This window comes from Pseudomonas frederiksbergensis, assembly GCF_001874645.1.
Classification (GTDB): Bacteria; Pseudomonadota; Gammaproteobacteria; order Pseudomonadales; family Pseudomonadaceae; genus Aquipseudomonas; species Aquipseudomonas frederiksbergensis_B.
Genome location: NZ_CP017886.1, coordinates 203,472 through 229,780, shown reverse-complemented (window position 1 = coordinate 229,780; position 26,309 = coordinate 203,472). Strand labels below are relative to the sequence as shown.

18 protein-coding genes are annotated in these 26,309 nt (G+C 59.7%); 8 read left to right on the top strand and 10 right to left on the bottom strand.

Annotated elements, in window-relative coordinates; translation table 11 throughout:
- Positions 1 to 10 precede the first annotated feature (10 nt).
- The 6 genes from pepN to BLL42_RS00975 all read left to right on the top strand — a co-directional run bounded on the left by pepN (position 11) and on the right by BLL42_RS00975 (position 8,680).
- On the top strand, positions 11 to 2,668 hold the full coding sequence (gene pepN, locus BLL42_RS01000) for an aminopeptidase N (RefSeq protein ID WP_071550339.1): 2,658 nt from the start codon (positions 11 to 13) through the stop codon (positions 2,666 to 2,668).
- A gap of 621 nt (positions 2,669 to 3,289) precedes the next feature.
- Complete coding sequence (locus BLL42_RS00995; protein ID WP_071550337.1) at positions 3,290 to 4,342, top strand: WD40/YVTN/BNR-like repeat-containing protein; 1,053 nt, start codon at positions 3,290 to 3,292, stop codon at positions 4,340 to 4,342.
- A 23-nt stretch (positions 4,343 to 4,365) separates the two neighbouring features.
- Positions 4,366 to 6,741 (top strand): efflux RND transporter permease subunit, encoded by a 2,376-nt coding sequence (locus BLL42_RS00990; RefSeq protein ID WP_071550335.1) that lies wholly within the window; start codon positions 4,366 to 4,368, stop codon positions 6,739 to 6,741.
- 144 nt (positions 6,742 to 6,885) lie between these two features.
- Positions 6,886 to 7,182, top strand: coding sequence for a DUF5629 family protein (locus BLL42_RS00985; RefSeq protein WP_071550334.1), 297 nt, complete (start codon positions 6,886 to 6,888; stop codon positions 7,180 to 7,182).
- On the top strand, positions 7,169 to 8,344 hold the full coding sequence (locus BLL42_RS00980; RefSeq protein ID WP_071550332.1) for a lactonase family protein: 1,176 nt from the start codon (positions 7,169 to 7,171) through the stop codon (positions 8,342 to 8,344). Before BLL42_RS00985 ends, BLL42_RS00980 begins: the two co-directional genes overlap by 14 nt.
- Positions 8,345 to 8,500: 156 nt before the next feature.
- Positions 8,501 to 8,680, top strand: a complete 180-nt coding sequence (locus BLL42_RS00975; RefSeq protein ID WP_071550330.1) for a hypothetical protein — start codon at positions 8,501 to 8,503, stop codon at positions 8,678 to 8,680.
- A gap of 132 nt (positions 8,681 to 8,812) precedes the next feature.
- Here the strand turns inward: BLL42_RS00975 and BLL42_RS00970 are convergent, their stop codons facing one another.
- Genes BLL42_RS00970 through BLL42_RS00960 form a run of 3 tightly spaced genes read right to left on the bottom strand, consistent with a single transcriptional unit; the run spans position 8,813 to position 14,303 of the window.
- Entirely contained in the window at positions 8,813 to 9,424 is a 612-nt protein-coding gene (locus BLL42_RS00970; protein ID WP_071550329.1) for a glutathione S-transferase, read from the bottom strand.
- Positions 9,421 to 13,062 carry an AAA family ATPase gene (locus BLL42_RS00965; RefSeq protein WP_071550327.1) on the bottom strand — a complete coding sequence of 1,214 codons (3,642 nt, stop codon included), beginning with the start codon at positions 13,060 to 13,062 and terminating at the stop codon, positions 9,421 to 9,423. Before BLL42_RS00965 ends, BLL42_RS00970 begins: the two co-directional genes overlap by 4 nt.
- Positions 13,059 to 14,303 carry an exonuclease SbcCD subunit D C-terminal domain-containing protein gene (locus BLL42_RS00960; protein ID WP_071550325.1) on the bottom strand — a complete coding sequence of 415 codons (1,245 nt, stop codon included), beginning with the start codon at positions 14,301 to 14,303 and terminating at the stop codon, positions 13,059 to 13,061. The genes BLL42_RS00965 and BLL42_RS00960 overlap by 4 nt, the downstream gene beginning before the upstream one ends.
- A gap of 249 nt (positions 14,304 to 14,552) precedes the next feature.
- On the opposite strand from BLL42_RS00960, the gene BLL42_RS00955 reads away from it, so the two are divergent.
- A complete protein-coding gene (locus tag BLL42_RS00955; protein ID WP_071550323.1) occupies positions 14,553 to 16,136 on the top strand; it encodes an ABC-F family ATP-binding cassette domain-containing protein in 1,584 nt (527 codons plus the stop codon).
- 6 nt (positions 16,137 to 16,142) lie between these two features.
- On the opposite strand, the gene BLL42_RS00950 is transcribed toward BLL42_RS00955, so the two are convergent.
- The 7 genes from BLL42_RS00950 to BLL42_RS00920 all read right to left on the bottom strand — a co-directional run bounded on the left by BLL42_RS00950 (position 16,143) and on the right by BLL42_RS00920 (position 24,330).
- A complete protein-coding gene (locus BLL42_RS00950; protein WP_071550321.1) occupies positions 16,143 to 17,783 on the bottom strand; it encodes a BatD family protein in 1,641 nt (546 codons plus the stop codon).
- Positions 17,780 to 19,528, bottom strand: a complete 1,749-nt coding sequence (locus BLL42_RS00945; protein WP_071550320.1) for a VWA domain-containing protein — start codon at positions 19,526 to 19,528, stop codon at positions 17,780 to 17,782. Before BLL42_RS00945 ends, BLL42_RS00950 begins: the two co-directional genes overlap by 4 nt.
- Positions 19,525 to 20,601, bottom strand: a complete 1,077-nt coding sequence (locus BLL42_RS00940) for a vWA domain-containing protein (RefSeq protein ID WP_071550313.1) — start codon at positions 20,599 to 20,601, stop codon at positions 19,525 to 19,527. Before BLL42_RS00940 ends, BLL42_RS00945 begins: the two co-directional genes overlap by 4 nt.
- A complete protein-coding gene (locus tag BLL42_RS00935; RefSeq protein WP_071550311.1) occupies positions 20,594 to 21,088 on the bottom strand; it encodes a DUF4381 domain-containing protein in 495 nt (164 codons plus the stop codon). The genes BLL42_RS00940 and BLL42_RS00935 overlap by 8 nt, the downstream gene beginning before the upstream one ends.
- Positions 21,085 to 22,029, bottom strand: a complete 945-nt coding sequence (locus tag BLL42_RS00930) for a DUF58 domain-containing protein (protein WP_071550309.1) — start codon at positions 22,027 to 22,029, stop codon at positions 21,085 to 21,087. The genes BLL42_RS00935 and BLL42_RS00930 overlap by 4 nt, the downstream gene beginning before the upstream one ends.
- Before the next feature lie 5 nt (positions 22,030 to 22,034).
- Positions 22,035 to 22,994 (bottom strand): AAA family ATPase, encoded by a 960-nt coding sequence (locus tag BLL42_RS00925; protein WP_071550307.1) that lies wholly within the window; start codon positions 22,992 to 22,994, stop codon positions 22,035 to 22,037.
- Between the two features lie 271 nt (positions 22,995 to 23,265).
- Positions 23,266 to 24,330, bottom strand: coding sequence for an autotransporter domain-containing protein (locus tag BLL42_RS00920; protein ID WP_071550305.1), 1,065 nt, complete (start codon positions 24,328 to 24,330; stop codon positions 23,266 to 23,268).
- A 767-nt stretch (positions 24,331 to 25,097) separates the two neighbouring features.
- On the opposite strand from BLL42_RS00920, the gene ccrA reads away from it, so the two are divergent.
- Positions 25,098 to 26,306: a crotonyl-CoA carboxylase/reductase gene (gene ccrA / locus BLL42_RS00915; RefSeq protein ID WP_071550303.1), complete on the top strand. Its 1,209-nt coding sequence runs from the start codon at positions 25,098 to 25,100 to the stop codon at positions 26,304 to 26,306.
- Positions 26,307 to 26,309: the final 3 nt, after the last annotated feature.

The window sequence follows — 26,309 nt, the reverse complement described above, 5'->3', positions numbered from 1 at the left end:
GATTCGACGCATGCGCACCGAACAACCGAAGATGATCTACCTGAAGGACTATCAGGCGCCCGAGTACCTGATCGATGAGACGCACCTGACCTTCGAGTTGTTCGAGGACCACAGCCTGGTCCATGCGCAACTGGTGATGCGCCGTAATCCAGCCCGTGGCCCGGGCCTGCCGCCGCTGGTGCTCGATGGCCAGCAGCTGGAACTGCTGTCGGTCGCCTTGGGCGACACTGAGCTGAGCGCTGACAATTATCAGCTGACAGAGAATCACCTGACCCTGCACCCGACCAGCGCCAGCTTTACGGTCGACACCAGCGTCAGGATCCACCCGGAAACCAACACCGCGCTGGAAGGCCTGTACAAATCCAGCGGCATGTTCTGCACACAGTGCGAGGCCGAGGGCTTTCGCAAGATCACCTATTACCTCGACCGCCCGGACGTGATGAGCAAGTTCACCACCACGGTCAGCGCCGAGCAGCACCGCTATCCGGTGCTGCTGTCCAACGGCAACCCGATTGCCTCAGGTCCCGGTGAAGACGGTCGGCACTGGGCGACCTGGGAAGACCCGTTCATGAAACCGGCCTACCTGTTCGCACTGGTGGCCGGCGACTTGTGGTGCGTCGAAGACACCTTCACTACCATGACCCAGCGCAGTGTGGCGCTGCGCATTTACGTCGAGCCGGAAAACATCGACAAGTGCCAGCACGCCATGAACAGCCTGAAGAAGTCCATGCGCTGGGACGAAGAGGTCTATGGCCGCGAGTACGACCTGGACATCTTCATGATCGTTGCGGTCAACGACTTCAACATGGGCGCCATGGAGAACAAGGGCCTCAACATCTTCAACTCCAGCTGCGTACTGGCCCGTGCCGAAACCGCGACCGACGCCGCGCACCAGCGGGTTGAGGCGGTCGTTGCCCACGAATACTTCCACAACTGGTCAGGCAACCGCGTGACCTGCCGCGACTGGTTCCAGCTGTCGCTGAAGGAAGGTTTCACGGTGTTCCGTGACGCTGAATTCTCTGCCGACATGCACTCGCGCACCGTCAAACGCATCGAGGACGTGGCGTACCTGCGCACTCACCAGTTCGCCGAAGACGCCGGTCCCATGGCTCATGCGGTGCGCCCGGATGCATTCATCGAGATTTCCAATTTCTACACCTTGACCGTTTACGAGAAAGGTTCGGAAGTGGTGCGCATGATCCGCACTTTGCTCGGCGCCGAAGGTTTCCGCCAAGGCAGCGACCTGTATTTCGAGCGTCACGATGGCCAGGCAGTCACCTGCGACGATTTCATCAAGGCCATGGAAGACGCCAACGGCGTCGACCTGACCCAGTTCAAACGCTGGTACAGCCAGGCCGGTACACCCCGTCTCGCCGTGAGCGAGTCTTACGACGCGGTGGCTAAAACCTACAGCCTGACTTTCCGTCAGAGCTGCCCGGAGACCCCGGACAAGGTTGAAAAACGGCCGTTCGTGATTCCACTCGAATTGGGCCTGCTCGACAGCAAAGGCGCGGCGATTGCCCTGCGTCTGGCCGGCGAAGCGGCTGCTGCCGGGACCTCCCGCGTGCTGTCGGTGACCGAGGCCGAACAGACCTTCACGTTCGTCGACATCGCTGAACAACCATTGCCGTCCTTGTTACGCGGCTTCTCGGCGCCAGTGAAACTGAGCTTCCCGTACAACCGCGATCAACTGATGTTCCTGATGCAACACGACAGCGACGGCTTCAACCGTTGGGAAGCCGGTCAGCAGTTGTCGGTGCAAGTGTTGCAGGAACTGATTGCTCAACATCAAGCGGGTCAAGCGTTGGTGCTGGATCAACGCCTGATCAGCGCGTTGCGCACGGTGCTGGCGGACGAAAGCCTGGATCAGGCCATGGTCGCAGAAATGCTCTCGCTGCCAAGCGAGGCTTACCTGACCGAAATCAGCGAAGTGGCTGACGTTGATGCGATTCACACGGCTCGTGAGTTTGCTCGCAAGCAACTGGCAGACAACCTGTTCGACACGCTGTGGCTGCGTTATCAGGCCAATCGCGAGCTGTCGAAGCAAACCGCTTACGTTGCCGAGGCCGAGCACTTCGCCCGTCGTAGCCTGCAAAACATTGCGTTGTCCTACCTGATGCTCAGTGGCAAGCCAGAAGTGCTGGCATCGACCCTTGAGCAGTTCGATGCCTGCGACAACATGACCGAGCGTCTGACATCGTTGGCGGTGCTGGTGAATTCACCGTTCGAAGCCGAGAAGGCCAAGGCACTGGCCAGCTTTGCCGAGCACTTCAAGGATAACCCGCTGGTCATGGACCAATGGTTCAGTGTGCAGGCCGGCAGCGGTTTGCCGGGTGGTTTGCAGCGGGTTCGTCAGTTGATGGAGCACCCGGCGTTCAACCTCAAGAACCCGAACAAGGTGCGGGCGCTGGTCGGTGCGTTTGCCGGGCAGAACCTGATCAACTTCCATGCGGCCGACGGTTCGGGTTATCGCTTCCTTGCGGATCTGGTGATCGAGCTGAATGGCTTCAACCCGCAGATCGCTTCCCGCCAACTGGCGCCGCTGACGCGCTGGCGCAAATACGACAGCGCCCGTCAGGCGCTGATGAAAGCGGAACTTGAGCGCATTCGCGCTTCGGGTCAGCTGTCCAGCGATGTGTTTGAAGTGGTCAGCAAAAGCCTGGCGTGACCTTATCTCCGCTCCCGCAGGTGTTCACTCGGACCCTGTGGGAGCGGGGCGCGATATTCCCCCGTAGGCGCTGCCGCAGGCTGCGATCTTTTGATCTTGGCGGCCTGATAGCCGACCAATCTCTTGCAGGTGTACATATCCGTTTCTGCGGTAACGGCCACTTACGGTTCCGCTCTTACAGCGTGTCACTTTTGCAGACGCCGGAGTGCCGGCCCAGCCAAAAGTAACCAAAACGCTTCGCCCCAAGCGTACGGCACCTCGCCTAGGCTCGGCCTGCCGAAGGGGCGGGTGGATCAAAGGCCAGATCAAGATCAAAAGCCAAAGCCAAAGCCAAAGCCAAAGCTCAAACCTTTGTGCCGGAAATTTCAGCTGGCTTGCTGATGCACAGCATCCCCGCCGAATGCCTGTCTATTCAGCCGCAACCGTTATTCCCTCCAGTTAACAAAACATAACGTGGCGTCGATTGTCAGACCTTTCGAAAGCTGGATAGGATAGGCCTGCTTCCGAAGGGGCTCTAGATTGCAGGTTTCAGGACAATGCTCCGAATCTGCCATCAGACGCACGCCCTGAACGGCGCCCTGAAAGGTTGAACGACCTAACAATAATAATGGGGGAAGGTCTATGAGTGAGCCTGTCATGGGTGTGGGTTTTTGCCGCCCGCCGGCGTTACGCAGATTCGCGTTGCTGGCTACAGCGCTCTCGCTGTTGGGGTCTGCCGCGCTGTCGGCACCCGTTCTGGCCGCAACTGCGCCAGCGTCCGATGTTGTCTACTCGATTGAGTCCGCCAAGTCCGCCAAAGGCCTGATGCTCGATGTTGCGCATGCGGGCAAGCGACTGGTGGCGGTCGGCGATCGTGGCCACATTCTGTATTCCGATGACCAGGGTCAGACTTGGGCCCAGGCCAAAGTGCCGAGCCGGCAACTGCTGACCTCAGTCTATTTCGTCGATGACCAGCACGGCTGGGCCGTCGGTCATGATGCGCAAATTCTTGCCAGTGAAGACGGCGGCGTGACCTGGACCAAACAATTCGAAGACTTGAAGCGCGAAGCGCCACTGCTGGCTGTCTGGTTCAAGGACGCCAGCACAGGTTTTGCCGTGGGCGCTTACGGCGCTCTGCTGGGAACCACCGACGGCGGAAAGAACTGGGAAGACGTCGGCAATCGCCTCGATAACCCGGATCAGTACCACCTCAACGCCATCGCGGCGGTCAACGATTCCGGGCTGTTCATCGTGGGAGAGCAGGGCAGCATGTTCCGCTCTTCCGACTGGGGCCAAACCTGGGAACGTCTTGAAGGGCCATACAAGGGTTCGCTGTTCGGGGTGATCGGCACGGCCACACCGGCCACATTGCTGGCCTATGGTCTTCGCGGCAACCTGTTCCGCTCCACTGACTTTGGCAGCACCTGGGCGCCGGTCGAGCTCAAGGCCGCACGTGGCGCGCTGGAGTTCGGTCTGTCCGGTGCGACCTTGCTCGACGACGGCAGCATCGTGATTGTTGGCAACGGCGGCAGTGTGGTGCGCAGCAGCGATGACGGCATGACCTTCAGCGTATTTAACCGTCCCGACCGCATTTCCGTTTCGGCGGTCACGGCGGCAGGCAATGGCAACTTGATTCTGGTAGGACAGGGCGGCGTTCGCGCTACTTCGCCAATCGGCGCCGAGCTGGGCAAATAACTAGAGGCGGAGCTATGACATCCATGAGCAGTCATCATCAGGACAAGGCGACGCTTCTCGAGCGCCTGATTTTCAACAACCGCCCGGCAGTGATCGTCATCTGCCTGCTGGTCAGCCTCTTCCTGTTCTGGCAGGCGACGCTGATCCGGCCGTCCACCAGTTTCGAAAAAATGATCCCGCTCAAGCATCCTTTCATTGAAAAGATGATGGAGCATCGCAACGACCTGGCCAACCTCGGCAACACCGTGCGTATTTCCGTGGAAGCCACCGATGGCGACATCTTCTCCAAGGAGTACATGGAGACCCTGCGCCAGATCAACGACGAGGTGTTCTACATCTCCGGTGTTGACCGCTCCGGCCTCAAGTCGCTGTGGAGCCCGAGCGTGCGCTGGACCGAAGTGACCGAGGAGGGCTTTGCCGGCGGTGAAGTGATCCCGCAGAGCTACAACGGCTCGGCCGACAGCCTCGACCTGCTGCGCAACAACGTACTCAAGTCCGGTCAGGTCGGTCGGTTGGTGTCCAACGACTTCAAGTCGAGCATCGTCGATATTCCGCTGTTGGAGTCTTACCCGGACCCGCAGGACCAGGGCAAGCTGCTGGCGCTGGACTACCAGAAGTTCTCCCACGAACTTGAAGAGAAGATCCGCAACAAGTTCGAAAAGCAGAACCCCAATGTAAAGATCCATATCGTCGGTTTTGCCAAGAAGGTTGGTGACCTGATTGACGGCCTGATCATGGTGGTCATGTTTTTCGGTGTGGCGTTCGTCATCACCCTGATTCTGTTGCTGTGGTTCACCAACTGCCTGCGCAGTACCGTGGCGGTCTTGAGCACCACCCTGGTGGCGGTGGTCTGGCAGCTCGGGTTGATGCACGCTTTCGGCTTTGGTCTGGACCCGTATTCGATGCTGGTGCCGTTTCTGATCTTCGCCATCGGTATTTCCCACGGTGTGCAAAAGATCAACGGCATTGCCTTGCAGTCCAGCGAGGCGGACAACGCCTTGACCGCCGCCCGGCGCACGTTCCGTCAGCTGTTTCTGCCGGGGATGATTGCGATCCTTGCGGATGCGGTGGGCTTCATTACCTTGCTGATCATCGATATCGGGGTGATTCGTGAACTGGCCATCGGCGCGTCCATCGGCGTGGCGGTGATTGTGTTCACCAACCTGATCCTGCTGCCAGTGGCAATTTCCTACGTTGGCATCAGCAAACGTGCCGTCGAGCGCAGCAAGAAAGATGCAGTCCGTGAGCATAGGTTCTGGCGTCTGCTGTCGAACTTTGCCAGCTCGAAAGTCGCACCGGTCTCGATCCTCCTGGCGCTGATCGCCTTTGGTGGCGGCCTCTGGTACAGCCAGAACCTGAAAATCGGTGACCTCGACCAAGGTGCGCCGGAGCTACGTCCGGACTCGCGCTACAACCAGGACAACAACTTCATCATCAAGAACTACTCCACCAGCTCCGATGTGCTGGTGGTGATGGTCAAGACCAAGGCTGAAGGCTGCTCGCGTTATGAGGCCATGGCGCCGATCGATGAACTGATGTGGAAGATGCAGAACACCGAGGGCGTGCAATCGGCGATTTCCCTGGTGACCGTCTCCAAGCAGATGATCAAGGGCATGAACGAGGGCAACCTGAAATGGGAAACCCTGTCGCGTAACCCGGACGTGCTGAACAACTCTATCGCCCGTGCCGATGGCCTGTACAACAACAGCTGCTCGCTGGCGCCAGTACTGGTGTTCCTCAATGACCACAAGGCCGAAACCCTCGACCGTGCAGTGCATGCAGTGCAGGAGTTCGCCAAGGAGAACAACAAGGACGGTCTGGAGTTCATTCTTGCTGCCGGTAACGCCGGGATCGAAGCGGCCACCAACGAGGTGATCAAGGAATCCGAACTGACCATTCTGGTCCTGGTGTACCTCTGCGTGGCGACCATGTGCATGATCACCTTCCGTTCCTGGGCGGCGACCTTGTGCATTGTGCTGCCGTTGGTCCTGACCTCGGTGCTGGGCAACGCACTGATGGCGTTCATGGGCATCGGCGTTAAAGTCGCGACCTTGCCGGTGGTAGCGCTCGGGGTGGGGATCGGCGTGGACTACGGCATCTACATCTACAGCCGTCTGGAAAGTTTCCTGCGTGCCGGCCTGCCGTTGCAAGAGGCGTATTACCAGACCCTGAAGTCCACCGGTAAAGCGGTGCTGTTCACCGGTCTGTGCCTGGCCATCGGTGTGTGTACCTGGATCTTCTCGGCGATCAAGTTCCAGGCCGACATGGGCCTGATGCTGACCTTCATGCTGCTCTGGAACATGTTTGGCGCACTGTGGCTGTTGCCGGCGCTGGCACGCTTCCTGATCAAACCGGAAAAACTCGCCGGGCAGAAGGGCAATTCGTTGTTCGCTCACTAAGAGCCGGCGCCTGTCAGGTGCCAATCAAAACCGCAGCCCAGGCTGCGGTTTTTTTTGCATTGAACATTATCTGTGGCAGGGCGTTTAGGTCTGCCCGGCAATTTGACCTATCATTAGCGTTTTCCAATTCAAAGATTGACTGCCATGACTGCCTCATCCGACACCTTGCTGACTACCCTTGAAACCTGCGACATGCTGGAAATCGATGGCTTGCATGCCTTTGAATTTTCGCTGGATGAGAATGATCAATTGCACATCGAGTGCATGGACGGGCGTGTCGCCAAACACTGGGAGTTCAGCCCGGCTCAGGTGCAGGCGGCGGTATTCGATCAGACGCTGCAGAGCTGGACCATCACCGGTGATTCCGGTGAGCACCGATTGGTATGCATGGAAGCGTTCGGTGGTGGTGACGAAGGGGATGACGAGCATGAGGGTGCGTAACGTCTGGCCACTGTTGATGGCTGGCAGCGTCGGCGCAATGGGGGTGCAGGCCGCCCCCGTCGACATCCATGAACTGCTGGTCGGCACCTACACCCAGGGTCAGAGCCAAGGGATCTACCGACTCAAATTCGACAGCCAGAGTGGTCAACTCGACGCTACGCCGTTGCAAGTGGTCAAGAGTGCCAACCCGTCATGGTTGACCTTGTCCAGCGATCAGCGGCGACTGTTTGTGGTTAACGAAAATGGTCCAGGGCAAGCCGATCCGGTAGGGCGGGTCAGCAGTTTTGCGGTCGAGCCGAAAACCCACCAACTGAGCCTGATCAGTCAGGTGCAAAGCCTGGGCAACGAGCCGACCCATTCCAGTCTGAGCGCTGACGGCAAGCACCTGTTTGTCAGCAATTATTCGGTGGCCGAAGACCCGGGTGGCAGCCTTGCCGTATTGCCAGTGAGCGCCGATGGCACGCTGATGCCGCCAGTGCAGTTGAGCAGCCATTCGTCAAGCAGGGTCAACCCCGAACGGCAGATGTCGGCGCACGTGCATTCGACGGTGTCCTCGCCGGACGGTCAGTATGTGTTTGCCAACGACCTGGGCGCCGACAGGATTTTTGTCTACCACTATGACCCCATGGCCAATCCGGAACGGCCGCTGACCGCCGCCACGCCAGCATCGGTCCAGTTGCCACCCGGTAGCGGGCCGCGGCATTTGCTGTTCAGTGGTGACGGCAAGCACGCGTACCTGACCCTGGAGATGAGCGCGCAAGTTGCCGTGTTCGACTATCAGGCCGGCAAGCTGACCCAGCGGCAGATGGTCGACCTGGCGGCTGGCCAGCCCCAGGCACAGAAAGCCGCCGCCGCGCTGCATGCTTCGGCAGATGGCAAGTTCCTCTACGTCAGCAATCGGGGTACCGCTAACGAGTTGCTGGTGTTTGCCATCGATCCGGCCAGTGGCGAGCTCAAGGCGCTTCAGCGGCGTTCGGTGGAGGGGGATCACCCGCGTGAGTTCAGCCTCGATCCGAGCGGCAAGTTCGTGTTGGTCGCCAACCAGAAGAGCAACCAGATCGTCATCATCGAGCGTGATGTGAAGAGCGGTCTGCTGGGCAAAACCGTGCAAAAACTGCCGTTTGACTCACCCAGCGATATCAGGTTTTTCCTGCGTCAATAAGCCGCAGGTCCCGTACGCCGGGGCCTGCGCGGTTCTATTAATCTGAGTGATATCCGCTACTGCTGCAAAAGATTTCAAGAGCAGCAACCCTCGGGCGTAAGTTTGCTTCACCGCCTACACCGGCAAAAGCCAACCGAATCTACGAGGGTTACCGCCATGAACTTCAATCTCTTCTCCGTGATTGCCGCTTCCGCCATCTCAGCCAGCGTTGTTCTGCCAGCCAGTGCCAACGTTGAGATCAGCTCGAAAAAATCCGGCACCCACAGCTACACCCAGAAATACCTGCAACACAGCGCCAATTTCTATGCCGCGCTGGATCACAAGATCCAACACTGAGATTCAAGCCCCGCCGACTTTTATGCAGGAGCGAAGTCACTTGATCCGATTGCTCGGCGCTACAAATGTGCAGCGCGTTGGCATAACGATGCCTCTGTAGGAGCTGCCGAAGGCAGCGCCTACGAGGTGGGTTCAGGTGGGTTGTTTGGCCATGACGGCGCTGAACAACGCTGACTCCAGAATCCCCTGCAACCACACTTGAAGATGCCGATAAGGCGTCTGGGTAAACCAGTCACGGTCGACATGGGCAAACTGGCGGATGAACGGCGCCAGTGCGATGTCCGCCAGGCTCACATGATCGGCCACCAGATAAGCTCGCTGTTGCAGCAACTCATCCAGTTCGTGCAAAAACACTTCGCCTTCTGCGCGGTAATACTCCATGGGTTGTTCCGGGTAGCGCTCAGCGTATTTGTAGCGATTGAGGTGCAGCTTGAACGTCTGATCGTTTGCTTCGATCAGCGCCGCGCCACGTTGCTGCGCCGCAGAGTCATCCTTGAGCAACCAGTCCTGCGGGTCATTCTGCTCCAGCGCCCACTGCATGATTTCCAGGCTTTCTTCGATCACTCGACCGTCAAGGCTCAGCACCGGCACTGTGCCCTTGCTCGACAACGCGAGCATTTGCGGCGGTTTGGCCTTCAGGCTGACCTCGACAATGTCCACCGCCACTGAACTGTAACGCAGCGCCATGCGTGCGCGCATGGCGTAGGGGCAACGCCGGAAGGAGTAGAGCGTCGGCGTGTTCATTTGACCTCCAGCGTGCTCAGGCCATTGCCCTGGCGGCGAACCTGAATCTGCACGGGGATTCGCTCGTGCATTTCCTGCACGTGAGAGATCACCCCGACCTTGCGCCCTTGCGCCTGCAACCCGTCGAGGGCATCCATTGCCAATTGCAGTGACTCGGGATCGAGGCTGCCAAAGCCTTCATCGATGAACAGCGATTCGATTTTCAGCGTGCTCGACGCCATCGAGGCCAGGCCCAGTGCCAGTGCCAGCGACACCAGGAAGGTTTCGCCGCCCGACAGCGAATGCACCGAACGCAGTTCGTCGCCCATTTCTGTGTCCATCACCAGCAAGCCGAGCATGCTGCCACCCCGCTTGAGCCGGTAGCGACGCACCAGTTGCCGCAACTGGGCGTTGGCGTGATGCACCAGCAGGTCCAGGTTGTAGGCCTGGGCGATCTTGCGGAAGGTGTCGCCAGTGGCTGAACCGATCAAGGCATTCAGCCGTGCCCAGCGCTGCCACTCGTTGTAGGCCTCGCTAATCCGTTGTGCCAGCGCCTGATTGGCGTCCTGACGGCGTTGATCTTCGGCTTGTTGCGCACGCAGTTCGGCGCAGAGCTGTTCGCTGATGCCGAACTGGTGTTGCAGCTCGCTGAGGGCAGTGGCCAGTTGTTCGGCGTCGAGCTTGCCGTTGTGCTGCACCTGATGGCTGTGCAAGCGTTGTTCGCGCTCATGCAGTAGCACCTTGGCTTGCTCGATGGCTTTTTCGCTGAGCTGAAGCTGTTGGCGCAGTTGGCTGACGTGCTCGTCGCTGAACGCCAGCAGTTGCTCCAGACCGCCATCGTCCAGTTCCGGATGAAGGGCGCGCCACTCGGCAATCTTGCCGCTCAGTTCATGACTTTCCGCTTCCAGGGCTTGCTGGTGTTGTTGCTCTGCCTTGAGCTCGGCGGCCAACTGAATCTGCTGGCTGCGGACTTCCTGCAGCGCTTGATTGGCTGTTGCTTCAGTCTGTCGGGCCTGCTCGACGGCCTGATCCAGTTGCTGTTGCCACTGCTCGGCACTCGGCTGGTCGCCCAGCAGTTCGGCGAGTTTCTGTTGCGCGGCGTGTTGCTGCTCGGTCAGTGCGGTGAATTGCTGTTGCGCGACGTCCAATTGCTGCACGCGTGTCAGCTGTCGGTCCTGTTCCTTCTCCAGGTTTTGCTGGCGCTGCTGTTGTTCGCTGAGTTCTTCGCGTTGCAGCTCCAGCTGTTCCAGACGTTGGGCAACCTGCTGATCGAGTTGCATGAAGGTCGCGGCGGGCTCGTTGCGCAAACCTTCAAGGATCGGAGCCGGGAGCAGGCTGCTGAACGCTGCCAGTTCTTCTTCAAGACGCTGGCCGTCGTTGCTCAACTCGCGTTGCTGGATCGCCAGTTGCTGGGCGGCCTGTTGGCTGGCCTGGTCGGCGGCGTGCAGCTGTTGCTGAAGACGTGCAGCGTCTTGCTGCAAGGTGAGCAGGGCGCTTTGGCGCTGTTCGTCTTGAGCGATGCTCTGATTCAACTGAGCGCTTTGCTGATTCAGCCAGGCGTCGCGTTTGCCAGCCTCTTGTATCAGCAATTGGGCGGCCAGCGGATGCGCTTCAAGGCTCGGTGTCAGGCTCTGCTGCTGGGTCGCCAGCTGTTCCTGTTGTTGCAGCAACTCCTTTTGCTGGGCAATCAGCCCGCCGACCTCGGTGCGCAGGTCCGCCAGTTTTTCCTTGAGCAGGTCGACCGCTGTTTGTGCGTTGGCCTGTTCGCTTTCATCGTGCCGGCCGAGGCTTTGCAGCAACGCTTCAGGCTGATGATAAGGATGCTCGACGCTGCCGCAGACCGGGCAAGGCTGGTCGTCCTGCAACTGTCTGCGCAACTCTTCGACGCTGGCACTGCGCGCCAGGCGCTGACGCTCCAGCAGGTCCTGCGTGACCTTCAGGGTTTGCTCGGCGACCGTCAGTTCGGCCTTGGCCTGGACGCCTTCGCGGGTCAGGCGTTCGCGTTCTGTCTGGACGCTCTGCAGGCGTTGTTGCAGTTCCTGCGTGCGCGTGTCCAGCTCCTGCTGACGGGCCCACAAGCGCGTCAGCTCTTCGATGGCGCGTTGCTGCTTGCGGTTGTCTTGCAGCAGGCTGCCAAGGATCTGAATCTGCTCGGCAACGGCTGCTGGTTCTGCCCCGGCTTCGTTGAAGAGCAGCTCCAGGCTTTGCCGTTGTGTGCTGAGTCGGGTCGCGGTGTCGGCGGCCCGTTGCTCCAGTTCGAGCAGTTCGGCCTGACCCTTTTTCAGGCGATTGCCCACCAGCATCAGTTGCTGCAACCGCTCGCGGTAGGCATTCCACGCATCGCTGACCGGCGCCAGTTGAATGCTCTGCTCCAGTTGGGTCGCAATCGTTGCGAGGCGTTCGGCAACCCGTTGTTGTTGCTCGAGCATCTGCGCGATGGCTTGCAGGCCTTCAGTGCTGGCCTGTTCGGCGTTGTGCTTGAGTTCGGCCGAGGCGTTGATGGTCTGGGTCAGGCGCGCCAGGTTGCTCTGTTCGCCGAAGGCTTGACGCAGCAGTGGGGCGCTGTTGCTGTGTTGGCTTTGGGTCTGGGTCAGCGCGGTTTTTGCGGACGCCAGACTGTGTTCGAGTTGAACCTGACGGTTTTGCAGCTCGTTTTGCTGTTGACTGTGTTGCTGAATCAGCGCGTCCAACGGACTCAGTTGCGCGCTCAGCTCGGTTTGCCGGGCAAACTGATGTCGTTGCGGTGCCAGTTGTTCCAGGCGTGCCAGGTTCAGCCGTTCGCCAGCCTGGGCATCCCACGACTGTTGGGCCTGTTGCAACTGTTCAGCAGCGGCCAGCTGCTGGTCCTGCCACTGGTGCAGTTCTTTGAGCCAGGTGTTCTGCAACTCAAGCTGCTTGAGCTGTGCTTGCTGGGTTTTGAGGTGTTGCTGGGCGTCGTTGAAGCGCTGATCGAGTTCGGCGCGGGCCTCGGGCTCAAGCGGTGTGACGCCAGTCGCTTGATCTTGCAGCCACTTGTGGGCTTCGCGGGTTTCCTTGCTTTTGTCGAAAGCGCGCTTGCCCAGGCGCGTGTAGAGCGCCGTGTCGGTGAGCTTTTCCAGCAGCTCGCTGCGATCGTTGTCATCAGCCTTGAGAAACGCGCTGAACTCGCTTTGGGCCAGCATCACGGCACGGGTGAACTGTTCGAAGTTCAGGCCCAGCACGGCTTCAAGCTGAGTCTTGTATTCGCCTTTCTGGCTGGCCAGCAGTTGATCGGTATCGAGGTCGCGCAGGCTTTGGCGGCTGGCTTGCAGCTTGCCGTTGGCTTTTTCACGGGCGCGATTGGCTTCCCAGCGCGCCCGGTAGCGACGGCCGTCGATGCCGACAAAGTCGACTTCGGCATAGCCATCACCGGTACCGCGGCGCAGCAGGGTGCGCGGGTCGCCCGTGGCGATCTCGCCGTCTGCATCCGGTACTTTGGCGTCTCGTCCGGTGTTGTTGAGGCGTGGCACCGCACCAAACAGCGCCAGGCACAGGGCATCGAGCAAGGTGCTTTTGCCGGCGCCGGTTGGCCCGGTAATCGCGAACAGGCCGGCACTGGCCAGCGGTTCGGCGGTGAAGTCAATTTCAAAGGGGCCCGCCAGCGAGGCGAGGTTTTTCAGGCGGATCGCGAGAATTTTCATGGCTGTTCGCTCTCCTGCTGAACGTCTTGTAGCAGCAGCGCAAAGTCCTTGAGCGTCTGTTCGTCGACGGCGCTGCCATAGTTGTCCAGCCAGGCGCGGCTGAACAATTCCTGTGGGGTGAGCTGATCCAGTTCGATCAACTGACCGTTGTCGTCAGCGCCGTCTCGACTGCCGGAGCCTGCATATTCGGCAGCGATTCGCACCAGCCGCACAGCTTTGCCTTGCAACGCGGTTTCGATTTGTTGACGCAGGTCCGGCTGCGGTTCGTCGAGGCGTACGCGGACTTCGAGCCACGGCTGGCGCTGGAGGTCGGCCAACAGGTCGATGTTCGGCAGGTCTGCCAACTGCGTCAGGATTTCACTGAGCGGAGCAGGGCCGAGGCGTTGCAGGTTGACCGCACGGGGGATCAACCGCGGCTCGACGCTGAGCAGCGTCTCGCCGTCGAGCGTGATGTCGAGAATCTGATGCGGATAGCCGATCTCGGAAAACGACAGCGGAATCGGCGAGCCGCTGTAGCGAATGCGCTCCTCGCCGTTGACCTTCTGTGGTTTGTGCAAGTGGCCAAGCGCGACGTAGCTGATGCTTTGCCCGAACAGGCTGGCGGGCAGGGCTTCGGCATTGCCGATGATCAGGCTGCGCTCGGAGTCCTCGGACACCGATCCACCGGCCATGTGCGCGTGGCTGATGGCGATCAGCGCCTGACCGGGTTGACGCTTGGCATTGGCGGCTGCAATCAGCCATTCATGCACCTGACCGATACCGCGCAGATAGTCGTCGCCCAAGTGGGCGCCGGTGACTTCGGCGGGGCGCAGGAACGGCAGCGCCAGGCACCAGGCAGCGATTTCGCCCGAGGCGTCGGGCAGTGGAATCAGCAAGCGTTCCGCATCCAGTTGACCGTCATCAAGCCACAACACCCGGCCCAGCGCGTGAGTGCGCAAACGGCGCATCAGCGGCGCGGGCAATTCGATCCGCGAGCCGGAGTCGTGGTTGCCGGCGATCATCACGATGGTCAGCGACGGCTGTTGTTCGTGCGCGCTGACGATGAAGTCGTAGAGTCGTTCCTGGGCTTTGACCGGCGGATTGACCGTGTCGAAGATGTCACCGGCGATCAGCAGCACATCGGGCTTTTCCAGCCCAAGTTGCCGCAGCAGCCAGTCAAGGAAACAGCCGTGCTCGAAGTCGCGTTCCTGGCCATGCAGGTTCTGCCCAAGGTGCCAGTCGGAGGTGTGGAACAGACGCAAGGCGTACTCCGCGAAAAGTAAGGTGATGGCCGCGAGGAAAAGGGTGGCGGCTAAAGGAGAGGGAGTTTACTGGCAAAAGACCGGGGATGCTGAAAGCCTTGAACGATTGCCTGTCGATTGGTGGCGGCCTTAGGTACATTGGCCAACGGGGCGTCTGGTGTTCACGGTGATTGCCCGTCCGCCCGACGCTGTCGCGCACCATCAGGGAGTTGTTCAGTGCCGATCTGGCCGAGTGTTTAAGGAAGCGTCATGACCCAACGGTTACTTCAACTTGATCATGTGTCGTTCAACCTGCCTGACGGGCGCGTTCTGTTCGATGACTTGAACCACACCTTCAGTGCCAGGGCCACCGGCATCGTCGGTGCCAATGGCTGTGGCAAGTCCTTGCTTGGTCGGCTTCTGACCGGAGAACAGCGGCCCACCAGCGGCATCGTCCGTCGGGAAGGGCGAGTTTACGCCGTGGCACAGTTACTGGAACCCGAGCGCTATCCCAGCGTTGCTGCGCTGGCCGGTGTCGCCCCTGTTCTGGCGGCGCTGGATCGCATTGCTCAGGGCAGCGTCGACGATGACGACCATTCGCTGGCGGTCGATCAATGGGATTGCGCCACACGCCTTGAGGCGGAACTGGAGCGGATCGGTCTGGGCCATTTGAATGCCGCCGCTCGCACCGACACACTCAGCGGTGGCGAACGGCAACGGGTAGCGTTGCTGGGCGCGTGGTTATCCAGGGCCGACTGGCTCATTCTCGATGAACCCAGCAACCACCTGGATATTGATCAGCAACACAAGCTCGCGCAGCAGATCGATCGCTGGCCCAACGGCCTGGTGTTGATCAGCCACGACCGGAGCCTTTTGGAACACATGAACGAAATCGTCGAGCTTTCGCCATTGGGGCTGTCGGCCTATGGCGGCAACTACAGTCAGTATGCGGCGGCGCGCGAGCAAGAACAGCAGTCGTTCCAGTCGGCGTTGCAAGGTGAGCGGGCACAGGCCAAGCGTGAGCAACGCGAGATGGTCGTGCAGATGGAGCGTCAGCAACGGCGTAATGCGCGCGGCGACCGTCAGGCCCGCGACGGCAATCAGACCAAACTGATCACCAATGCCCAGAAAGAGCGCAGTGAAAACAGTCAGGGGAAATTGCGCCTCAATCAACAGTTGGCCCGGGAGCAGCAACAACAACGTATCGCCGAGGCCCGTGCACGGTGCGCGCCGGAGATTCAGCGCATGATGCTGTCCCCGGAAAGCGTGGTACCCAACGGCAAGCTGATACTGCAGCTCAACGACGTCGTGCTGCCGTTCGGTGACACGGCGCCTGTCAATCTGACGCTGACGGGGCCGATGCGCATGGCAATCCTGGGCGCCAATGGCAGCGGGAAGTCGACTCTGTTGCAGGTGATTGCCGGCGAACTGCCAGTGCGCGAAGGCAAGCTCATACGCCATTGCCATGTCGGCTGGCTGGATCAGCACGCCGGATTACAGTACCCCGAACGCACGGCGGTGCAATGGCTCTACGAGAGTAATCCGGAGTTGCCCGAAGCCGAGGCGCAAACCCGGTTGGCGCAGATGGGTATTGATGCGGATCGTGCGATGCTCAAGACCTGTCAGTTGAGTGGTGGCGAACGTTTGAAAATCGCACTGGCCGCGCAGTTGTATGCACAGCGGCCACCGCAATTACTGTTACTGGATGAGCCGGACAACCATCTGGACCTGCCCAGTCGAGTCGCGCTGGAGCAGATGCTTGATCAGTACCAAGGGGCATTGATCGTCGTCTCTCACGACAGCGCTTTTTTGCAGGCGATTCATCTGGACGCCGAGCTCCATCTCAAAAGCTGAAGACCCTCACTTCGGATACAGCGGCGGTAAACCACTGTCGCCGACCGGATCATGGACCCGTTCGGCGATCGGGATGGCGCGGATCGCGCGCCAGAGTTCTTCGCCTTGCCAGTACTGCCCGCTTTCGCTGTAAAGCGCGCCGTTCAGACCGTCCAGTGCGTCGGACAGTGGCACGAAGCGGGCGGCCATGTCGGCCAGGGTTTCCGGTTGTTGACGAGCCCAGGCGTCGAGTGCCTGGCGCGTGGCCTGTGGGTCGTTGGCCTGGCTGGCACGCTTGAGGTCGTCGAGCAGTGTTCGCGGGCTCGGGCCCGTTTGCGCGGCGCGCAGAATTGCCGGCTGCCAACGCGCACGCCACCACAGGCCAAAGCCCAGCAGGGTGGTGCAGGCGAGGATCAAGGTGCTGAGTTTCCAGTACCGGAGTTCTTCACTGCCGACCGCTAAGGTCGCCGGCACGTTACCCGTCGGAGTGTCGACCAAAAGGCTCGGGTTGCTCACGGCGTTCAGGGTGCGAGCGGGCAGGCTGCTGCGCTCCAGATGATCTTCAAGGGTATTCCACCAGACCACTTCCACGGGCGGCAATTCGATCTGCCCGATGCGAGTGGGCACCAGTGCTTCGCGGTCTTCACGGATGCCGATCAACCCATGCTCACTGGGCTGACTGCTCAGGTGTGGCTGATCGGGATAACGCCGTAATCCACTGGCCTCGGTGGCGGGCAAGGGCGGCAGTTGCGAGCTGGCCAGGCCTTCGACTTTCAGGGTCAGGCTGCGGGTCATGGAATCGCCCACTTGAACGTGATCCGGCTCCGGGTTCCAGCTTTCACTGAGGCTCAGGCTGCGCGCAGGCAGCCAAGGGGTGTCGGCGGGATAATTGGCCGGTTTGGCCTTGACGGTCAGGTTGAGCCCGGTGGAACTCACGCGAATCATTTTGCCCGCTTTCGGCCCCTGCAGGCCGGGCTCCTGAGTGGGTTGCGTATCCACCAGAGTGGCGCTGAACATCTGCGCGGGAATTGTCAGCACGCCGCTGTGTTGTGGGTAAATCGCATACCGCAGTTCGATCACGCCATGGCGCAGGTCATTGATGACTTTTTCGTACGTGCGCGATTCGCCGAGTTGTTCGACGCGCGCATCGGCGATTTGCAGCGGGGTGAGGTTGCTGTCGTCATACAGCGACACCGAGTGATAGATGCGCAAGGTCAGAATCGCCTGGGCCTGCACGTACACCGTGTCCTGATCGAGGCTGGCCTCGATGAACACTGGCGCCAGTTTGTCAGCGCTGTCCTGTTTCTCGCTTTCGACCACCTGCAGGTTGATCGGCTGGCTTTTGTAATCACCGAGCGGCAGGGGCGGGATGACAATTGTGCCGTTCTGCCGGGGCAGGAGAGTGATGATCCAACGGGTGGTGGCGTGGCTGTCATTGCCCAGGGTTGTGAGCTGGTTGACCTGGCGGGTACCGCGAACTTCGAACAGCGGATCAAGTGCGCTCAGGTCAGGTTTGCCGAACTGCGTGACATCACTGGATTCGAGGGTCAGTTCGACCGTCTCGCCGGAGTTCACGCGGCTGCGATCGATGCTGGCAACCAACCCTGCAGCCTGGGCACCCACGGTCCAGAACAAAAGGCTGAGCAATAGAACGGTGAAGCGGGTCATCGAGTTTTTCCCTGATCCTGATGTTGTTGCTGTTCGTGCCAGAATTTACGCCTAAGCAATTCGCTCGGCTCATCCGGGATTTTACGCAGCCATTGCTCCAGGGCCTGCCGGTGCTCGCTGTCGAAGTTGGCGTCGGCACTGCGGATCGGCGGTGTGCTGCGTTGTTCGTCGCCCAACTCACTGCCCGGTACTTCATTATTGCCCGGTTGTGGCGGGCTGTCGGTCTGGCTTTCGCTGTTGGCTTCGTGGCGGGTTTGCGCGGTTTGAGTGTCGGTCTTTTGCTCGTCACTGGTCGAGGGTTGTGTCGTTGCACCCGGTGGCGGTTGCTGAGTCTGCAGGTGCTCTTCGCCGTCGGTTTTTTCCGGTTCGCTGGGCGGTGTGGGGGCTTTCTGTTTGATCAGCGCCTCTACCAGCGCTTTGTTGGTCTGCGCTGGGCGTAAGTCAGGTTGCAGCTCAAGGGCTTGTTCATAGGCATCGACGGCAGCTTCCAGTTCACCGCTTTTAGCCAGGGCGTTGCCCCGATTGTAGTGCGCACGGGCGTCGTTGCCCTCGGCGAAACGCTCGGCAGCAGCGGCATACTCACCGGCCTCATACAGCGCGACGCCTTGCCATTGCGGGTCCTCAAAACGCTGCGCGGCCTCGGCGGGTTGGTGTTGCTTGAGCAAGTGCAGACCCTGTTGGTCCGGGCGCAGCCAAAGATCGTTGAAGTCGAAGGCGTAACTCGGTTGCGGCACCATGAACAGCAATGGCAGGCAGAACAGCCAGCCTCGGCGTCCCGCGCAGGCCGTCAACAGCAACAGTGGCAATAACAGCCAGTAGCCCTGATCGGCCCAGGTATCCAGGCGCAGGGTCTGGCCATTGTTACGCAAGCTATGCGGGCTATCGAGTAGCCCGAGGCCGCGCAGGTCGCTGTCGTCCAGTTGCGCTTGCCGGTAACGCCCCTTCATTTCGCTGGCAAAGGCTTTCAGACTCGGCCCGTCGAGGCGTGGTACGAGGATCGCCCCCTGCGCGTCCTTGAGGAAACTGCCGTGTTCGTCAGTGACCGGTGCGCCTTGCGACGTGCCGACACCGAGCATCAACCATTGCGGTGCCTGACCGCGCAGAGCCTGACGGATACCCTGGCGTTCCTGTTCGGTGAGAGATGAGCCAATCAGCAGGATCCGGCCCTGGCCGAGGGCGCCGCGGTTGAGTAATGTCAGCGCCTTGGTCACGGCCAGATCGGCGCGATGACCGGCCTCGGGCATGATCGACGGTTTCAGTGCTTCCAACAGGTTACGGCTGGTGGCCAGGTCGTCCGAGAGCGGCACCAGCGTGTGCGCGCTGCCGGCATAGACCACGATTGCGGTTTGCGCATCACTGCGGGCTTGCAAGAGATCGAGCAGCTTGCGCCGGGCCTGTTCAAGGCGCGTGGACGGCACGTCGGTGGCGAGCATTTCCGGTGTCAGTTCAAACAGCACGACCAATGGGTCGGCGGGTTTCTGCGCGGATTGTTCAACCCGCTCCCAGCTGGGGCCCAGCAGCGCCAAAACCGTCAGAACCCAGGCCAGGCCCAAAGCGATCCACGGCAATTTGCTTTCACGCCCGTTACCACCGCTGAGCAGGGCGGCATGGAAGGCCGGCGGCAGGATCATCTGCCAGCGCCCCGCGCGTTTTTGCCGGTGCCAGAGTTGCCACAGCAACCAGCCCAATAGCGGCAACAGCAGCAGCCACCAGGGGCGGAACCAATAGGGCCAGAGCGCGATCATCGGCGTCTCCGCAGACGCAGGCGCTTAAGCCGCTGGCGCCAGTCAGGGTGCTGTTGCAGAAAATTCGACCGGGTGAAAAGGCGTTGCAGCAGGTTATCTGGCCAGCGTTCGCGAACCACCAGCAACAGGCTCATCAGTAACGCGGCGGCCAGCGGCCAACTGTACAGCGCCTGCGCCGGGCGGGCCTGGGTCGGTTGTTGAGTCACCGGTTCCAGTTGATCGAGGGTTTTCTTGATCTCCAGCAATTCCTGGCCGTCACGCGCACGGAAGTAGCGCCCACCGGTGGCCTCGGCAATGGCTTTCAAGGCCGGTTCATCGAGGTCCATGGTCGGATTACCCGCCAGAAAAGCCAGAGGACCGTTTTGCTCCGGATCGGCACCAATACCGATCGGGTAGATTTTCACGCCTTCTTCGGCGGCCAATCGCGCGGCGGTCAGGGGGTCGATTTCGCCGCCATTGTTGGCGCCGTCGGTGACCAGAATCAGCACGCGGCTTTGTGCCGGGCGTTGGCGCAAGCGTTTCAAGGCCAGGCCGATGGCGTCGCCAATGGCGGTGTTCTTGCCGGCGATGCCGATCCGCGCTTCGTCGAGCCAGATACGCACGGTACGCCGGTCGAACGTCAGTGGTGCTTGCAGATACGCCTGGCTGCCGAACAGGATCAGACCGACGCGATCGCCATCGCGCCCTTCGAGGAAGTCACCGAGCAAGTGTTTGACCAGCGACAGGCGGCTGACGTCTTCGTCTTGCCACTGCATGTCGGGAAAATCCATGGAGCCGGAAACGTCGACGGCCACCAGCAGGTCGCGTCCGCTGGCGGCAATCGGCAGCGGTTCGCCGAGCCATTGCGGGCGTGCGGCGGCGATCAACAGCAGCAGCCAGAGCAGGATGAACGGCGCTTGCTGGCGCCAGGCCGGCAGGTTGGCACGGGCGCGACGCCGGGCCAGGCCTTCAAGGTCGCTCAGAAAGCTGACCTTGAGCGCCGGCTCGCCGCTGTCGGCGACCGGCAGCACAATCCTCATCAGCCACGGCAGTGGCAGCAGGGCGAAGATCCATGGCCAGGCGAACTCAAACATGCTTGCGAATCCAGGTGTCGATGGCTTGTGTCAGGCCGGCGATGGCCTTGTCGTCGAGCTTGCATTCCGGTTTATAGGCACCTTCAACCAAGATCATCCAACGGGTCAGGCCGGCAGCCGGGCAACGGTTGTCGAGAAACGCCAGCCATTTACGACCATTAAGGGTGTGGCTCTGGCTATAGGGGTAATGGTTGCGGCACAGGCGCTTGAGCAGCCCGTTGAGTTGTTGCAACCAGGCGCCGGCCGGCGCGCCGTCATACGGTTTGGGCATTTGCGCCAGTTCCGCCAGCGCCGCCAATCGGACCGGGTCCAGCGGCTGTTCGGCGCGCTCGGTGGCGCGCTTGAGGGGAATAAAACGGCGCAGCTGCCACAGGCCGAAACCGATCAGCGGCAGCAGCGCCAACAGTAGCCACCAGCCTGGCGCCGGTGGCCAGAACTCGATGGGCGGCGGAGTCATCAGCGGTTGCAGTTGATCGAGGTTGCTCATTGGCTTTTACCCGGACGTTTCGGGTTCAGGTATTCACGCAATTGTTCGACCATCTCGCTTTGAGTGCTCAGGGGCATTAACAGGACGCGCAGTTTCTGCGCCAGTAATTCCCAGCGGGCAATGCGGGCTTCGGCCTGGGCGCGATAGCTTTGGCGCAGATCGAAGTTCAGCGTATCGAGTTCAAGTTGTGCCCCTCGCTCGGCGAAACGCAGTAATCCGGCAGCGGGCAGGGCATGATCCAGCGGGTCGGAGAGTGGCAGTAACAGTAAGTCGCAGTGGCGCGACAGCAGGCTTAGCTGCTGCTCTGCGCCTTCGGACAAGGCACGCTCGTCGCAGATCACGATCACCAGGCTTCCTGGGCGCAGCACTTCGCGAGCGCGGCGCAGGGCCATGCCCAAATCATCGCGATCCGTCTCGCCTTCGGTGTTGAGGGTCTGGTTGACGCGCACCAAGCGGTTGAGCAATTGCAGCAGGCTTTGCTTGCTGCGCCGTGGTTTGATTTCGTAGTGCTGGTTGTCACCGTACACCAGCCCGCCAACACGGTCGTTATGCCCCAGCGCAGCCCAGCCAATCAGGCTTGCGGCTTGCGCGGCCAGCACCGATTTGAACATCAGCCCCGAGCCGAAAAACAAGCGGCGACTTTGCTCGACCATGATAAAGATCGGCCGCTCGCGCTCTTCGTGAAACAGCTTGGTGTGCGGCTCTTGAGTCCTTGCGGTGACGCGCCAGTCGATGGTGCGCACATCGTCGCCAGCCTGATAGACCCGCACCTGATCGAAGTCCACGCCACGCCCGCGCAGCTTGGAGTGGTGCAGGCCAATCAACGGGCTGCGCTGGCTCGGCGTGGAGAACAACTGCACTTCGCGCACGCGATGGCGCATCTCGATCAGCTCGGAGAGGCTCACACGAATGCCCGCTTCGGGCGCAAGCAGCTTGCTCATCGGGGTCAAGCGACAGCTACGACGTCGAGAATCCGCTGGACCACGCGGTCCTGGTCAATGCCAGCGGCTTCGGCTTCGAAGGAAAGAATGATGCGATGGCGCAACACGTCGAACAGCACCGCTTGAATGTCTTCGGGGCTGACGAAGTCGCGACCGGCCAGCCAGGCGTGAGCGCGGGCGCAGCGGTCGAGGGCGATGGAGCCACGCGGGCTGGCGCCATAGGCAATCCACTCGGCCATTTCAGGGTCGAACTTGCCCGGCGTGCGGGTCGCCATGACCAACTGCACCAGGTACTCCTCCACGGCGTCGGCCATGTACAAGCCGAGAATTTCCTTGCGCGCAGCAAAAATCGCTTGCTGGCTGATCCGGCGCTCGGGCTTGGTTTCGCCGTGCAGCGCTTCACCGCGGGCCTGTTGCAGAATGCGCCGCTCGACGGCCGCGTCCGGGAAACCGATTTTGACGTGCATCAGGAAGCGGTCGAGCTGGGCTTCGGGCAGTGGGTAGGTGCCTTCCTGCTCGATCGGATTCTGCGTGGCCATGACCAGAAACAGCGGCGACAGTTCATACGTGCTGCGGCCCACGCTGACCTGCCGCTCGCCCATGGCTTCGAGCAAGGCCGACTGGACTTTGGCGGGGGCCCGGTTAATTTCGTCGGCCAGCACCAGGTTGTGGAAGATCGGCCCCTGCTGGAACACGAAACTGCCGGTTTCCGGGCGGTAGATCTCGGTACCGGTGATGTCGGCAGGCAGCAGGTCGGGAGTGAACTGGATGCGATGGAATTGCGCTTCGATACCTTCGGCAAGCTCTTTGATGGCCTTGGTCTTGGCCAGGCCTGGGGCGCCTTCGACCAGCATGTGACCGTCAGCGAGCAGAGCGATGAGCAACCGCTCGATGAGTTTTTCCTGGCCGAGAATCTGCGTTGAAAGAAAGGTTCGCAGCGCAAGCAGCGCTTCACGATGTTCCATCGATGACTGTTCCTGGAGAGGGTGAGCAAAGGCGTTCGAATAACACCAGGGCTGGGGGCGTTACTTTAATCCATCGCAGGGGGTGGCGACTAACGGCGATCAGGGATTTTTTGGGTTTTGTGGACTTGTTTGGGGGATATTCGGATTTTTTGCTGTGGCGGGACTGAGTCTGCGCTGTTTTTGCGGTGCTCATCTCTGGCAAGCCCGGCGCTTGCGGCTCGCGGCTTGCCGGCGATGACGTCAGTTCAATCAACGTGGATTCTCCAGACGTTCACCATCGCATCTGTACTCCAAGGCTGCCCATCAAACCATTCAAATCGTTGGCGACCGTGGCGGCGCTGTAATCGCCGCTGACATACAGGCTGACGGAGGGCGTGACTCTGGCCACCAGTCCCAGTCCCAGTTCGATCGAGGACGAGTTCCGGCTGCTGCTGAGCTTGTCGACCTGGCCGAGGGTCACGGTGTCGCTGGTGTTGACCGTGTGCGAGAAGTTGGTACGGACATAGGGTTCGATCGGCAGGCCCTTGATGTCATAACTCCCTTTCAGGCTTGCACCGACCCTGCCGCTCCAGGACGTCAAGTCGGTGGATGAGGTATTGCCGCTACCGGCATACGGAGTGTCCAGGCTAATCCGTTGGTTGATCAACTCCGCCTGGGGTTCGATTACCCAGTTTTCGCTGATGCCGATGGGGAACCCGCCTTCCACCGAGAGGGTCATTGCGCTGCCTTCGGCGGCTTGGCGCTGGCCCTGATCGTTGAGGCTATAGCCATTGACCCGACCACCGCTGGCGGTCAAGTCCACGTGCCAGCCGCTTGCGCCGGTCAGGCTCCAATAGGCGCCAAGGTTGGGGCCTTGCACGTTGAGGGTGTTATTCGGGTCGACGATGGCAGAGCTGATCAACAGACCATTGCCATTGCCCTGAAACTGGTTTGTACCGCCCACCAGACCCACGCGCTGAGTGCTGCCGCCGCTGCTTTGCAGGGTAATCAACGCAGGGCCTTTGAGTTCGGCGCCGGTCATGCCGGAAAACGGTGAGCCGAGGACGTCGCGCTCTGCGCTTCTGGCAGGTTGACCATAAACCCGATCCCAGGCGGAAGGAGCAGCTTGCTCGACTGTCAGCAACTGGTTATCAAGGCCGGGATTGCGGGTGAAGCGGATGTTGTTGGTCACATCAGGCGTCGGTAGGGTGAACGCCGGGACATCCTGCTGATACCAGGGGATCGGCTGCTCCTCGACAGGGGATGCCTGAACCTCCATGGATGTGCACAGCAACAACGAAGTAGAAACGGTGTACAGAGTGATTTTGATCTCGTGTTGGATGAGGGCGGTGTTCATGGAGGTCTACCTTGCAATCGCATGCCATATCTCTATTTGGCGTCTCTCCTACCCCGAATGAGGGGCGACCGATTTCATTGAGGCAAAACCCGGCGGCCCGCTGTAGCGGGTTTTCGGGGCTTGCCCCAGAAGGTAATTCCGGGGGTAGTAACGTTTAGCTAAGAAGACCGATGGCTCCGCGTCAAGAAATTGAACGATGAGCGGTATGGATAATTTAGGCTCTGCAACTTACTGATTTTCAGTAATTATCTAAGTTATTGTTTATCTGGATAATCATATTTTGACGTCAAATCAGCGGCTTTTTTCACATTCCGAAGGCTTTGATTCAAGGCGTGGATGGTGCTGCGAGAGGTTTTCTTGGGGGCGTCATCCTCCGAACGGCTTGACCTCCATAACGAGAAGAAATCTACCCACTCGCTATGTTGCAGTGAGTGGCAAATCGTGCAGGCAACTAATACATCGATGTTCATGTGTTGATATGGTTGTAGGAAGAAAATTACGCAATTTCGAGAAGAGTCTTAAGTTGAATCAGGATTGGTAGTTCTTGGTTGTACGCAAGTTCTGAAATTTAGGTATTTTCTTTGCGAGAATTTTTTATCTGTACTAGTTTCGGTGTATCGACGATCTCTCGTTGATTTATTTGCAGGTCTGCTTTGTCGTGTTTTTCGAGTTGTTGATCCGCTGTTGACTGGTTTGGTTGCGATGGGTGGTGGTGAAATTTGTAGAGGAAAAAATTTTAATTAAATAACGCCAAGGATGATCGAAATATGAATAGAGTGGCCGTGACCCTTGATCCTACAGATCTCAATATTCCTGAGATGATGTTGGCTCAAACTATTAGACCTGAAAGGTACGGTGAGCCTTTAAGCGCTTTTGCTCTTGAGTCTGTACCTGTGCCTTACTTTCAATCCGACGAGTGCTTAATCAAGGTCATGGCTGCAGGTGTCAATCACAATGGAGTTTGGGCTGCACGAGGATATCCAATCGACGTCATTGATCTTCAAAGATCTCGTGGTGAGGAACATGACTTTCATATCGCCGGGTCTGATGCCTCAGGCATTGTTGTGGCTGTTGGCGCTGATGTCGACGATATCAGTATTGGGGATGAGGTTGTTCTGCACTGTGGTTGGTGGGACTCAGATTCTGTTGTCGATGAAATCATGGACAAATCGGCAAAGATCTGGGGTTACGAAATAAATTTTGGTGCGTTTGCCGAATACACCCGGGTTAAGCGGCAGGCGATCCTACCCAAGCCCGCGCACTTGAGTTGGGAGCAAGCGGCCTCCTATATGCTCTGCGGAGCGACTGCTTATCGCATGCTCCACGGCTTTGCCCCCCATACGGTCAAACCGGGTGAGGTGGTCCTTATCTGGGGTGGCAGCGGCGGAATGGGGTCGATGGCCATTCAACTCGTCAACGCCGCTGGAGGCATACCGATCGCTGTAGTCAGCAGCGATGAAAAAGCCGCTTATTGTCGGCAGATTGGTGCCAAGGGCACTATCAACCGCCAGGATTATCGACATTGGGGCGTGCTGGAAGATATCGAGAATCCAGTCGTATATGCCCAATGGCTAAATGAGGCTAGGCGTTTTCAGAAGGAAATCTGGCGTCTGGTAGGGGAGAAGCTAAGTCCCAGTATTGTCATTGAGCATCCTGGTGAAGATACGTTTCCTACATCCTCATTTGTGTGCGCGCCCGGTGGCATGGTTGTTATTTGTGCTGGTACCAGTGGGTATAAGGGAACGTTCGATATTCGCTATCAGTGGATGCGGCAAAAAAGATTCCAAGGATCTCACTTTGCTAATTCAGCCCAATGCAGTGCGTTCAATAAACTGGTTCGCCAGGGTATAATTAAGCCTTGTTTGACAAGAATTTTCGACTTCGAAGCTTTGCCGCTGGCTCATCAGATCATGTTTGAGAATCGGGAGCCTCTGGGTAACTTTGCGATTCGGGTTGGTAGTCAGTGGGAGGGGTGAGCA